This window comes from Pauljensenia sp. UMB0895, assembly GCF_030218905.1.
Lineage (GTDB): Bacteria > Actinomycetota > Actinomycetes > Actinomycetales > Actinomycetaceae > Pauljensenia > Pauljensenia turicensis_A.
On record NZ_JASOQR010000001.1, the window covers coordinates 136436 to 148455 of the forward strand.

The following is a 12020-nucleotide window of genomic DNA, read 5'->3' on the forward strand; positions in this document are numbered from 1 at the left end:
ACTAGAACAATGTTCTAGTATTGTCGAGGTTGAGGGTATGCTGTTTTCGTGGGAAATAAAGACAAGCGGGTAAACACGGGTAGACGCGCCTGGCTGACGCAGGAAAAGATCACGTACACCGCAATGGAACTGACCCGAGAGTGCGGTCTAGAAAAATGGTCGATTCGTGACCTTGCGCAGCGTCTGGGAGTAGTTCCCTCTGTCATCTACCACCATTACCAAAACCGTGACGCCATTACCGCTTCTGTAATCGGCGAAATCACTAGCACCATCGAGCTACCGGACGAGCAGCTGGAATGGAAAGATTGGTTCATCTCCCTAGCAGAAAATGTCAGGCCCGTCTTTCTTGAATTCCCCGGAGTCACCGACAAACTGATGTATGGACATATGGACGCCGCGTTTATACCAATCTTGGAGGCGGCTTACGAAAAACTACGGGACGCTGGTTTTAACAAGTACATTCACATCACATACTCAATTATCATCAACACGACGCTGTGGAGCATCACTGCTCGCAACTTGCGCAGCCCAACCAAACAGGAACAGCGCCACGACCTAGGCCAAATGATTACCCAACTTCAGCCCCTAGCTGCCTGCTCCACAACGCTGACCGACATAATCCAGGGCTACTTAATTCCGCTAGCCAACCCGAAAAACGAAGACCGCATGAGTCAGGAATACTTTGAAATCATCATAGAAGTCGTACTCGCCGGTTTAGAGATAGCGATCTTGCCTCGCGAAAACGCCTAGCGAACCCGAGAACAAGAGAAATCATCAATACGCATAAAATATTTCCCAAAATCGCAAGTCATCCAGCTAAGAACAGAGCCTTTCAGCCTCTCCCTCTATTTCCTGCGATTTTCCAATAAACACAAGAAAATCCACCGCATCCAGAGCTTTCCAAACAACTGGTACGACTACATCAAATACGTCACCACCAATGAACTAGCTATCGCTCTTCACAGCACGCAGGCTTCTCCCAGGAATCCGCAGCCTATACCGAAGCCTAAGCCCAGCCTATTGCGTATGGACGAAGAGGAAACATCATGGCAACTGAAGGATTTAAATCCGGCAGACTAACCCTCGACGTCGATGGTCTCTAGGTCGAGGCAGCAGCCGCACTCACCAGGGCAACACTGGATGTCAACGAAGTACTGATGCCCGCTTCGGAAGATGTCAGGACTGTGGTAGCTACCGGATTCCGTGCCGCTAGATGTTTTCTCACACAGTCCACCCTCGCAGAACGGCGTTTAATAAAGGCCGCACAGCGAGGTTACATTGCCCTTAAGTAGAATTGATACTTCCTTTTGGCCGCATCTGTGATTGGCCAACGAAAGCTTGTCGGGGGTTCGATTAATAACCGCCACCCCCATTTTATGTTTCCTTCCGCGCATTAGGGCCTGTTTTGATTGCCCCTTTACTGTTTTAGGGCTTTTAGCGGACCTGGGGAGTTTTCAAAGGACACAATTCTTTCTACTTATTTTAAGTCCGGGTTATTTTTCACGGGTAAATACGTGATTTTATGCCCTAAGGCGAGAGGCCGGTGAAAAAATGTTCAAGCGTGATGACCATTAGTGCTCACTTAGGTTAGTCTAACCTTAGGGGCTGATTGGGTTGCCCTAAATCAACTAATACGACTGGAGCTACGATGTTCACAACGCAGTTATCGCCAAGCAAGCGCGAAGAGGCGCTACGCAACATGGAGGAAAAGCCGCTTGATGTTTTAGTGATTGGCGGAGGTGTTACGGGAGCGGGGATCGCACTGGATGCTGCAAGCCGTGGTTTACGAGTCGGTATAGTCGAGGCGCAAGACTGGGCCTCCGGCACTTCGTCGCGATCTTCAAAGCTGGTGCACGGTGGTCTGCGATACCTTTATCAACTTAATTTTGCCTTGGTTGCTGAGTCTTTGAGGGAACGTGGCTTATTACTTACCCACACGGCTCCACATTTGGTGAAAGCACAGCCTTTTTTGTGGCCCATAAAAATGCGCGTAATAGAGCGGGCTTATTCGGCTGTTGGGGTGGGAATGTATGACGCCATCGCACAGTTTGCACATAGGGGTTCAGTGCCCATTCAAAAGCACTACTCGAAGAAAGGGTCATTGGAGCTTGCGCCCGCGTTGAAAAAAGACGCACTTATTGGCTCTTTGGTTTACTACGATGCCAGGGTGGATGACGCCCGTCTGGTGGTGAATCTGGTTCGCACGGCCGCTCAGTTTGGCGCTTTGGCTGCGAATCGTACCCAGGTTGTTGAAATGCTCAAGGATGGAAACAAGGTGGTTGGCGCCAAACTTCGTGATATGGAAACAGGCGCTGAACATGTGGTTAAGGCAAAATCCATCATTAACGCAACGGGAGTTTGGACTGAGAAAACACAGTCTCTTTCCGGTTCTACGGGTGGCTTGAAAGTTTTGGCCTCCAAGGGCATTCATATTGTTGTGCCGAAGGAAAAGATTGATTCCAAAGTTGGTTTATTCTTGCGCACAGAGAAGTCTGTGTTGTTTATAATCCCGTGGAAGCGTTATTGGGTTATAGGAACTACTGATACCAAATACCATGAAAACAGGTTGGAACCGGTACCTGATTCTGAGGATATTGATTATCTGCTTGAACATGCGAACTCGGTGCTGGCTAACCCGCTAACACGTGATGACATCATTGGGGCTTTCGCTGGGCTACGGCCTTTGTTGCAGCCAGGAACTTTGGACGGAGATAAGGCTAAGTCAACCAAGGTTTCCAGGGAGCACACAGTTACCGAAGCTGCTCCGGGGCTCACTGTTATAGCAGGTGGGAAGCTTACGAGTTACAGGCAGATGGCTGAAGATGCTGTTGATTTTGCCTTGGGTAAGGAGCTGGCTAAGCAAATGCCGTGCGTTACCAGAAGCACTCCGCTTTCTGGAGCTGTTGACTATGAAGCTATGTGGGAACAGCGTGAGGCGCTGGCAAAGAAAAACGGTTTGAGCGTGGATCACGTAGAAGATCTGTTAAACAGGTACGGAAGTGATATCAAGCTGATTTTCAAAATGATTGAGAAGGATCCTTCTTTAGGGAAGGAGCTTAAGGGCGCTGAAGAGTATCTGCGTGCAGAAATAGCGTTTGGTGTTTTGCATGAGGGCGCTTTGCATGTGGAAGACTTACTGGCGCGCCGCACCAGACTCTCTTACGAGCATCGGGATCGCGGATTGGCTGTTATTGACGAGGTTGCGACAATATCTGCGGATATTCTTGGCTGGGACGAGGCGGCCAAGGCGCATGAGATAGAAAACTACAAGGCGCGGTGTGATGCCGAAGAAAAGGCAGAGGCTATAGTTAGCGAAGCCGAAGCGCAAAAGGTACGTGAGCAGGCGGCGCCTATAACCGAATTTGTTGACGTGTCTCCGCAAATTGACGGTTAAATCCGTGGGGATTTTTCCCTTTTAAATCGCTGACTCTAAGGCCTTGGAGGCGTGTACTCCAAGGCCTTAGACGCGCTTAGGAGGCCACTAGGTCCGCTCTGGCAACAGAGCAAAATTCAGTTTTAGGCGCTTGCTGTAAAAGCACTTTCGATAATGCGATATTCGGGCTAATGCCCGAGAAATAAGACAATATCATTCTAAGTTTACTGACCTAGAACCACCCCCACGACCGCACCAAGTACACCCCACGCGACACATCCAGGCTCAAACACCCAAAACCGTCGCACTAAGTGCAGCCGGTAACGTGATGAGCTTGGATCGCAGATAACGGCTGGGTTCACGCAGACGATTGGGAACATCTTGGCTGACCACCCGACTGCAGATCGAAACGCCCGACCCGATGAATGTTTGGAAGGCTCGGCTTTGAGACGCTGATCAGGCCCGCACGTCTAACCGAGCGACGGGCTCGACGTTGAGGCGCGGTTTGATAGTGACGCGCGGGAACTCCGGAGCAACGCCCATGCCGCCAACGTCTAAGACCCTGTCGGGACCGTAATGGTCAACAAAGCACCACGCGCCAATGAGGGACCGGCGTTGGAGTAGCGTGCGTGCGACAGTCATTGCGCACAAGCCTCCAAGAGGGACTGCGCGCAAGGTCAGAATCTCTACCTTCGCTCCGTCAACGCAGTGCGGGGCTAGGGGCGATGCATCCACCTCAGGTGGTTTGAGTTCCACGTTGGGTATCGCGCTTCCCCTTTTTTCAGTATTCGCCTTTTGGCTGTGTGGTTGGTGTTTTTGTCTTTCAGCCTAGGCGTAAACAGTGCTGATCATGGGGGACGAGGCTCATGTGCGGGTATACATAATGACGCGCCACCGAACCGGTGAGATTCGACGGCGCACCATTGTGTGATCAGGACTAGGTCCTTGTAATCAAATGGGTCGCATGAGGTTCTTCTTGCGACGTGTCACCAGAAGAGCTCCATCTGCTGTCATCAGGCCACCGAGGGCCAGCAGTGTCAGGATTCCGGAAGCACCGGCCTTCGACAACTTCGTCTTCGGTGAAGCCGGAGGGGTCGGAGGAACAATCGGCTGGTGAGTATAGGAACGGAGCCAAGAATAAGATTTTGTCATATTCTTGGCTCCGTTCCTTTTCAACTAGCTAGGAAGTTACTCCTTTGAGCGCTTTCGAGTAGATAGTCCAATAACTCCTACTGCGAACATAGCGGCTCCAATCCCGAGAAGATTGCTGCTAGATAGGCCTGTTAACGCAAGCGAACGTTCCTTGGCCTGCGCCTTTGGCTGCGGGGTACAGGTTTGGAGTTCAGCATCGGTCATCTCGCGAGTACGATTTACGTCTTCTGTGGTGGCCTTGTCAGTATCGAGAACCCACGTCTTGCTGGCGGTATCCCACTTGTATGGCGTGGTCGTCACAGTGAAGGTCTCAGTGACCTGCTTCTTCTTGCAATCAGACTGCGGATTCTTCGCCGGCGACTCCTTAACATCCGCCTTTGGCTGCGGGGTACAGGTTTGGAGTTCAGCATCGGTCATCTCGCGAGTACGATTTACGTCTTCTGTGGTGGCCTTGTCAGTATCGAGAACCCACGTCTTGCTGGCGGTATCCCACTTGTATGGCGTGGTCGTCACAGTGAAGGTCTCAGTGACCTGCTTCTTCTTGCAATCAGACTGCGGATTCTTCGCCGGCGACTCCTTAACATCCGCCTTTGGCTGCGGGGTGTCTGGCGCTACGGTCTTTTTATCTACCATCGCGATAACTGGAATGCGCTCTTGCGGGGTGTCCTTGGAGCTAATGAAACGCTGGTAATTCGAAAGGTTTGGGATGTAAACGCCGATGTTTTTATCAACAATGTCGCTATCTGAATTTGAATCCTCAGCATAGGCAATGATTTTCTCGTATGCTGCTTTAACTTTTGCTCCCTCAGGAGTATCAATTCTTCCGAAACCGTGAGTTTTCTGGGAATCTACGCCATCTTTAGCTACTATTTCGCGGATTTTCTCTAAGGTGAAAGAGTCTGACCAGTAGTAGACAGCAAGCTGAGTAGCTGCGCGGAACTCGGTGGAAGTCAGCCCAGTGCCAAAAGTTTTCTTGTTATTTGGATAGCCGGCCTCGATGACCTTACGAATTTTAAGAGCAAGAGTAGCTGGATCTTGCACCTTGGGAGTATTGGCATACTGAGCCAAGCCATCGAAAACATAGCGTGCTGTGAAATTGACTTCTTTCCCAGTCACATCTGGGTCGATGTTTTCACCATAGTTATAAGAGTCCGGTGGTTGGTTCAGATCCATATTGAAGCAATAAATGACCTCGTCTCCTGCGGCAGACTCGTTTTTAGTATCCCGATCAACATAGTAGTTTTTGCCGTAAGGATTCTGTCCCCAATGAGGAGTTTCGTCATTGAAATCGTTATAGGCTCTTACTGGAGTTGCGTCTACCGGAGAAAAGCTCAAAACTGTTGACGGGGCTTCGATTGTGCCTTTATCTGTTACGGTAAAGCTGATCGGCTCTGCTACATCATAGTCCTTCGGTGCAGAAGTTTCGGTAAGCGTATATGTACCAGGAGCAAGCTTTACTTCATGCGGGCTTGTTGATGATGTCCAGGTTTGTGGATCGCCTCCCGGAATTGAGAGGCTTAAGTGTGCATCTTTGAGCTCAGAAGAAGTATTATCTTCCGCTACTTTGCTTATCCTGACGGGGTAAGTGGCGGAATCCGCAGCGGAAGCTTGAGCGGTTGCTATTCCGCCAGTGAGTATGAGAGCGCTCGTCGATATAGCGACTATTAATGATTTGCGAAAAGTGGGCAACATTATACATTCACCTTTCTTGGTAGATGCACGCTGTTATGGTTGCATCCTAAGCGGTTTCTGTAGAAAAAATGGCGTTTTAATAGGAAAAATGCTGATATCATCGCAAGAAATGAGTGACAAATGTCACATTATGGAAAATTCTTTAGGAGCATGTTCCGTATGCCCTATTAGCTAAATTTTTACGTCTAGTCGATCTAAATATTTGAGCGGGCGACGGGATCCCCAGTGCCACACCGCGGCACAGTGGGCCCATTTCAATTCCCGGCCCGACACTAAAACCGACACGCCATCTAAAGCACCACGTTTGCGCCTATAGCCCCACAATTCGGGCATTAGCACTAAAACCGACCACAAGGGAACAACCTTGTGGCCGGCTACAAGAGACTTAGACGTTCATTTTGATACAAGACTGGCTTGGGGGCAGATTCATTCGGTAGGGGGTGTTTTCCAAAGACGGGGGTAGAATTGCTGGTTTTTATTGCTGTGAGCGAGTTAGCTGGCCGATTATTCGTCTTTGAAGATGACGCTGATGGCTCCATTAGCGTTGATAATGGCGTGGTCGACGAGGGTGTTCCATGCTTGGTCGCTGTATGCGAGTGGTGGCAGGGTGGCGAGGTAGAAGTGGACTTTGATGGCTTGTGCTCGGCGGTGGCGCAGATCGTCGATCTTGTCGGTGATGTGCTGGTGCTCGGTCTCGAGTTGGCGGTGTCGGGTTTCGAGCTGGTGGTAGCGGCGGTCGTAGTCGTCGGGGTCGTGGGCTGTGGCTGCTGCGGTGGTGATGAGTTGGTTCATCAGCGTGATCGTTTCTTCGATCCGCTCCCCTAGCGTGGCCTGCTGAGTTTCCAACTCGCGGGTGTCGTAGACGGTTTCGTCGAGCAGGCACATGGTGTCATCGAGAACGTCAGTGTTGGTGACGCGCTCAGCCAGGGCGGCGACGAAGGCGTTTTTGATCTGCTCCTCGGTGACGTGGGGTGTCGCGCAACGATGAATTTTCTTGTATTTGTTGTTGCAGCGCCAGATATAGCGGCGGTATTTGCTGGTGGAGTGCCACACTTTCCTCCCGAATGAGCCACTACACTCGCTGCAGGTGATCTTGTTGGCAAAGGGGTGGGTATTAGAGGTGCCTTTGCCTGCGCGGCGGGCGAGTTCTGTTTGGACCACGTCCCAGGTGGCTGGGGTGATGATGGGTTCGTGGTTGCCGGTGACGTAGTACTGGGGTACTTCGCCTTCGTTGACTTTCATGGTTTTGGTCAGGAAGTCGGTAGTGAAGCTCTTTTGGAGCAGCGCGTCGCCTTTGTATTTCTCGTTGGTCAGGATCGATCGCACAGTCGAGGGCGACCAGATTTGTTTGCCACGCGGTGTAGGAATCTGATCAGCGGTGAGTTCTTTGGCGATGGTTTGAGGGGTTGCGCCTTCTAGGAAGCGGGCGTAAATGCGCCGCACGATCGGGGCTTGGGTTTCGTCGATGGCGAGGTTTCCCTCCTCGCCTTTCTTGTAGCCCAACAGTGAAGCGTAGGGAACCATGATTTTCCCGTCGGCGAAGCGTTTACGGTGGCCCCAGGTGACGTTCTCGGAAATTGAGCGGGATTCTTCTTGCGCCAGACTCGACATGATCGTGATGAGTAATTCGCCTTTGGCGTCAAAGGTGTAAATATTTTCCTTCTGAAAATAGACCTCGACGCCTGCATCCTTGAGCTTGCGCACGGTAGTGAGCGAGTCGACGGTGTTGCGAGCAAACCGGGACACACTCTTGGTGAGGATCAGGTCGATTTTGCCTGCCAGAGCGTCATCGATCATGGTTTGGAATCCTTCACGGCGTTTCATAGAAGTGCCAGAGATGCCCTCATCGGAATACATGCCCGCGAACTGCCAATCATTACGGGAGCGAATGTAGGTGGTGTAGTAGTCGATTTGGGCCTCATACGAGGAGGTTTGTTCTTCCATCTCGGTAGAGACGCGAGCGTAGGCGGCGACCCTTCTGCGCGCTGGTACCCCAGACGGGGTTGTGACATTCCCAAATTTCTTTGTTGCGGGTATCGCTGTGACGGTGCGACTCATGCCAACCTCCCCTCACTGGTTAACCCCACTGGTGTCATGGTTCCATCCGCGAGGTGGAAGGTGAGCTGATGCTCGAAGGCCTCGATCATCACGATCTGCTCGCCAACCTGGACGGGGTCGAAACCCTGGGTGCCGAGCATGTATGCGCAGGCGTGTTCGAGGAGGCTTTCGCGTAGATTATGTCCGCCGCAGGGGTTGCCGTTCCCGGTGCAGGCACTCCAGCAGCGCCAGAACTTGTATGAGGTTCCAGACTTGTAGGTGCGGGTTTTGCGTTGATAGCTCTTCCCACACGCACCACAACAGATTCGTCCAGTGAATACGCCCGTGTTCTTTGACGGGGTCGCCGCCGGGCCCACCTCACGCCTGTGCGCGATTTCTGCTTGCACCGCGTCAAACATCGCCTCATCAATGATTGGTGGGAGGGCTTGCTCGACCCAGTATCGCGGCAGCTCCCCGTCGTTGAGGGCACGTGTGGGTGCTTGGATTGTGGGGCGGTACATTTTCTGCAGCATTTGGCAGCCCTTGTACCGCTCATTTTCGAGCATGCGACGAAACACGGACCCGTAGAACCGTCGCCCTCCCCGAGAGCGTTTACCTCCAGCATTGAGCATCGTCGCGGTTTTCTCCGGGCTGATCCCATCGAGATAATTAGCAAACAGTAAGCGCACAATCTTGGCTTCTTCGTCAATGATGGTGAACTCGCCGTTTGCCCAGCTATAGCCGTAGACGACGAAAGAATTTGTGCCACCATTCTTGTACCGGTTGCGGATCGCCCATTTGACGTTCTGGGATAGTGAACGGGATTCTTCTTGAGCAAACGACGCCAACAAGGTCAGTAGGAGTTCCCCGTCAGCGCTGAGGGTGTCGATCTGTTCACGCTCGAAACGCACCGCCACACCAAGATCTTTGAGCTCACGGACCGTAGCGAGCAGGTCGACAGTGTTGCGGGCAAGGCGAGAGATCGACTTCGTCAAAATAACGTCAATGCCGCCTGCCTTAGCGGTGTCCATGAGGTGTTTGAATCCATCGCGATGCTTGGTGGAGGTGCCGGTAATACCTTCGTCGATAAATACCCCGACATAGTCCCACCCAGGGGTGGATTGAATCAGATGGGAGTAGTACGATACCTGGGCGGCGATCGACGACAATTGCCGTTCGTGCTCAGTGGACACCCGCGCGTAGGCCGCTACCCTCAACCGCTGCGGCCGTGCTGGTCTCGCCGGGATCACCCTCATCTCACCCACGTATCTCAATCTCCTTACACTGCTCGTTTCCCCTAATAAATAAGGGGTTCAGCTGGTTGTATCCATCTACGCTCTAAACCCGCGTTTTATCCAGTCGAACCCGCAAAATCAGCCCACCAACAACAGCAGGAAACTCCCCCGCCACACGAGTCAACACCACGCGGGCTTCACTGTCCGTCAGTGCACCAGTGTCAGTGAGCCGATCAATGAACCCCACAACCCTGGCTAGATCAACCTCGGCATCAAACACGCCCTTGGTCATCGACTGCCACCCTTGGTGCCGAACCGGTGGCGGATGTAGCAGGCATGGCAGCAGTACTTACGCCCCGCATTCCCATACGCTTGAAAAGGCATGTCACAGTTTGCGCACGTGAACTCATAGAAGGCTTTGCGGGTGCCTGCTTCTGGGTGGGTATGCCAGAACGCCCGCCGATGCTCGCTACAGCAAAATGATGGTTTCTTCCCATCCGCGCGTTGCGACAGTTTGATTCCGCACCAGCGGCACCACCGCCCATCAGGGTCAGCTTTCGCTGTTGGTTCGATACCTGTGCGGGTGACATAGGCGCGGATCTGATCGCGGCTGACCGCAAGACGTGCAGCGATCGCCTTATACCCAAGCCCGCCCAAGCGCATGCGCCTGGCTGCTTGTTTTTCTCTCTCATCTAACGCCATCACTGGCCTCCTCTCCGTAGAAGGCCACGAATGCGTGCCGAGTTAACCCTTCGCCGGAGGTCGCGTGTGGGCCTTCTGCCCATACGCCCTCGGGCACCTGCGAATCCGGACGGGTAAGAAAACCTCAAGAATGATGAAAAGCCCCGCCACCACCGGCTCCCCGAGAATCTGGGAAGTCACAGTGGTGACGGGGCTAAGTTCGTTGACCTCTAGCTGTTAGTAGCCGAGCTTGGCGTTGACTCGCGCCTGGACAGCGCTGTAGAGATTTCCGAGGCGGCGCTTACGATCTTCACCGTTGCCGTACTCGCCACGGATCACGGTGTCGGCAAGAGCATCAATGTTGGGACCCGCAGGCTTGGCGGCAGGTGCACGGCCCGCGAGCTTCTCATTTACGCGAGCTTGCACGGCGGCGTAGTTGGCTCCGAGGCGGAGCTTGCGCTCCTCCCCGTTCCCGTACTCGCCGCGAATCACCGCGTCGGCGAGGGTGTCGATGTTCGGCGTTGCAGGAGCAGGTGCTGGTGCTGGTGCTGGGGTGTTGCCGGTCATTTGGTCATACCAAGACTGGGCGCGAGCCATGTAGGCGGTGTGCTGGGAGCCAGCCAATGAGGCTGGGCAGGCGGTTGGGATGAAGTCTTTGTGCCCGAACACGTTCTTGCCCCACGCCGGGCGGCCAAGGCCGTAGAACTTGCAAACGGCCGCGACGAGGTGTGCACCGTTATCCAGGCAGGCTTCGGATACCGCCCACGGGTTCGAGGACACGTCGGCGTGTTCGATGCCGATACTGGTGGTGTTGGCGGCAAAGTTGCCTGCATGCCAAGCGGTGTCGCGGTCCCATACGAGCTGGCCGATTGTGCCATCGGTTTGGACTTGGTAGTGGGCGGATGCAGGACGGGACTGCCACACGTCGTAGCAGCCCCTGATGGTGAGGTTTCCGGCGTTGTGGTGGATGATGACCTTATCGATCCGCCTGCCGTTGCGGCCGGGTGTGTAGTGTGTGTTCATGATGAGGTCGATGTCGGCCTCAAGCGTGTTCCAATTCTTCATCAGTGAATCTCCTTTTCAGTGGTTGGTGGTTCGGTGAGTGAGGGTCTGGTTTCGGCGCGATTGGCGATCGCATCGAGCGCCCCGCGCATCTGCGCCGGGACAGGCAGACCCAATCGGGTGGCGTTCTCTACGAGGGAGATGCCTTCGTTGGATAGGTAGAAGAAGATGACCGCCGCGCATAGGACTCCGGGTGCTCCGAGGATGTGGACGTCGATCAAATGGGCGAGGCCGACGAGGGTGAAGATGAGGATCTTTCGGCTGATACCCCTGAAACCAACTGCGCTGGAGAGGCGGCGCTCGTTGATGGCGGCCAGCACCCCGGTGATGTAGTCGGCGATAGCGAAGACGATCAGCGCATAGACGAGGCCGTCGAGGCCTCCAAGATAAGCGGCGAGCCAGGCACCAATACCAGCGATCCCGGTTTGGATGGCGTGCCAGATGGCGTGAAGAGACATGGGAATGATTCCTTTCGTGGGCATAAAAAATTGCCCACACCCATCTGGGGTGAAGGCATCTAAAAATTGGTGTAGTACTGGGCTACATGGTCGGGTCGGTGAGGACCTCGAGAATTGGCAGGCTCAAGTCGAAGGACGCCGCCTTGGGCGCTGGGAGTTCTTGGGCTTCGATGGTCTCTGCTGGTGGTGAGGGCGTGGCATCTGACTCAACTGGGACGATCGGAAGCTGAACCTCATCACCGGAAGAGGATTCATGAGCGGAGGGTTGGGTCAGCTCTGTTTTCTCGTTTTCAATGCTCATTGGTTGTCCTTGGTGATGGCGTCGTAAAG

The 12020-nt window shown here is 53.5% G+C and carries 12 protein-coding genes; 2 read left to right on the forward strand and 10 right to left on the reverse strand.

Annotation, left to right across the window (positions count from 1 at the left end; translation table 11 throughout):
* The first annotated feature begins 48 nt into the window (after window positions 1-48).
* Complete coding sequence (locus QP503_RS00630; RefSeq protein WP_006680338.1) at window positions 49-750, forward strand: TetR/AcrR family transcriptional regulator; 702 nt, start codon at window positions 49-51, stop codon at window positions 748-750.
* An 898-nt stretch (window positions 751-1648) separates the two neighbouring features.
* Window positions 1649-3394, forward strand: coding sequence for a glycerol-3-phosphate dehydrogenase/oxidase (locus tag QP503_RS00640; RefSeq protein WP_006680340.1), 1746 nt, complete (start codon window positions 1649-1651; stop codon window positions 3392-3394).
* Between the two features lie 435 nt (window positions 3395-3829).
* Here the strand turns inward: QP503_RS00640 and QP503_RS00645 are convergent, their stop codons facing one another.
* From QP503_RS00645 to QP503_RS00690, 10 genes are all read right to left on the reverse strand, one after another.
* Window positions 3830-4129 (reverse strand): hypothetical protein, encoded by a 300-nt coding sequence (locus tag QP503_RS00645; RefSeq protein ID WP_040318328.1) that lies wholly within the window; start codon window positions 4127-4129, stop codon window positions 3830-3832.
* Between the two features lie 195 nt (window positions 4130-4324).
* On the reverse strand, window positions 4325-4525 hold the full coding sequence (locus QP503_RS00650) for an LPXTG cell wall anchor domain-containing protein (RefSeq protein ID WP_006680342.1): 201 nt from the start codon (window positions 4523-4525) through the stop codon (window positions 4325-4327).
* 36 nt (window positions 4526-4561) lie between these two features.
* Complete coding sequence (locus QP503_RS00655) at window positions 4562-6217, reverse strand: Cys-Gln thioester bond-forming surface protein (RefSeq protein WP_285069580.1); 1656 nt, start codon at window positions 6215-6217, stop codon at window positions 4562-4564.
* Window positions 6218-6721: 504 nt separating this feature from the next.
* Window positions 6722-8275 carry a recombinase family protein gene (locus QP503_RS00660; protein ID WP_006680344.1) on the reverse strand — a complete coding sequence of 518 codons (1554 nt, stop codon included), beginning with the start codon at window positions 8273-8275 and terminating at the stop codon, window positions 6722-6724.
* A complete protein-coding gene (locus tag QP503_RS00665; protein ID WP_040318399.1) occupies window positions 8272-9510 on the reverse strand; it encodes a recombinase family protein in 1239 nt (412 codons plus the stop codon). Before QP503_RS00665 ends, QP503_RS00660 begins: the two co-directional genes overlap by 4 nt.
* A gap of 82 nt (window positions 9511-9592) precedes the next feature.
* Window positions 9593-9781: a hypothetical protein gene (locus QP503_RS00670; protein WP_006680346.1), complete on the reverse strand. Its 189-nt coding sequence runs from the start codon at window positions 9779-9781 to the stop codon at window positions 9593-9595.
* The gene (locus QP503_RS00675) at window positions 9778-10191 is read right to left on the reverse strand and encodes a hypothetical protein (protein WP_006680347.1); all 414 of its coding nucleotides are present in this window, start codon (window positions 10189-10191) and stop codon (window positions 9778-9780) included. The genes QP503_RS00670 and QP503_RS00675 overlap by 4 nt, the downstream gene beginning before the upstream one ends.
* A 216-nt stretch (window positions 10192-10407) precedes the next feature.
* The gene (locus tag QP503_RS00680) at window positions 10408-11235 is read right to left on the reverse strand and encodes an N-acetylmuramoyl-L-alanine amidase (RefSeq protein ID WP_285084311.1); all 828 of its coding nucleotides are present in this window, start codon (window positions 11233-11235) and stop codon (window positions 10408-10410) included.
* Window positions 11235-11690, reverse strand: coding sequence for a phage holin family protein (locus QP503_RS00685; RefSeq protein ID WP_285084309.1), 456 nt, complete (start codon window positions 11688-11690; stop codon window positions 11235-11237). The genes QP503_RS00680 and QP503_RS00685 overlap by 1 nt, the downstream gene beginning before the upstream one ends.
* 82 nt (window positions 11691-11772) lie before the next feature.
* Window positions 11773-11991, reverse strand: coding sequence for a hypothetical protein (locus QP503_RS00690; protein ID WP_004007216.1), 219 nt, complete (start codon window positions 11989-11991; stop codon window positions 11773-11775).
* Window positions 11992-12020 lie beyond the last annotated feature (29 nt).

Coding starts and splice junctions, on each gene's coding strand:
- QP503_RS00640 (WP_006680340.1), top strand. CDS start 1,649: ATGTTCACAACGCAGTTATCGCCAAGCAAGCGCGAAGAGGCGCTACGC.
- QP503_RS00650 (WP_006680342.1), bottom strand. CDS start 4,525: ATGACAAAATCTTATTCTTGGCTCCGTTCCTATACTCACCAGCCGATT.
- QP503_RS00655 (WP_285069580.1), bottom strand. CDS start 6,217: ATGTTGCCCACTTTTCGCAAATCATTAATAGTCGCTATATCGACGAGC.
- QP503_RS00660 (WP_006680344.1), bottom strand. CDS start 8,275: ATGAGTCGCACCGTCACAGCGATACCCGCAACAAAGAAATTTGGGAAT.
- QP503_RS00665 (WP_040318399.1), bottom strand. CDS start 9,510: ATGAGGGTGATCCCGGCGAGACCAGCACGGCCGCAGCGGTTGAGGGTA.
- QP503_RS00670 (WP_006680346.1), bottom strand. CDS start 9,781: ATGACCAAGGGCGTGTTTGATGCCGAGGTTGATCTAGCCAGGGTTGTG.
- QP503_RS00675 (WP_006680347.1), bottom strand. CDS start 10,191: ATGGCGTTAGATGAGAGAGAAAAACAAGCAGCCAGGCGCATGCGCTTG.
- QP503_RS00680 (WP_285084311.1), bottom strand. CDS start 11,235: ATGAAGAATTGGAACACGCTTGAGGCCGACATCGACCTCATCATGAAC.
- QP503_RS00685 (WP_285084309.1), bottom strand. CDS start 11,690: ATGTCTCTTCACGCCATCTGGCACGCCATCCAAACCGGGATCGCTGGT.
- QP503_RS00690 (WP_004007216.1), bottom strand. CDS start 11,991: ATGAGCATTGAAAACGAGAAAACAGAGCTGACCCAACCCTCCGCTCAT.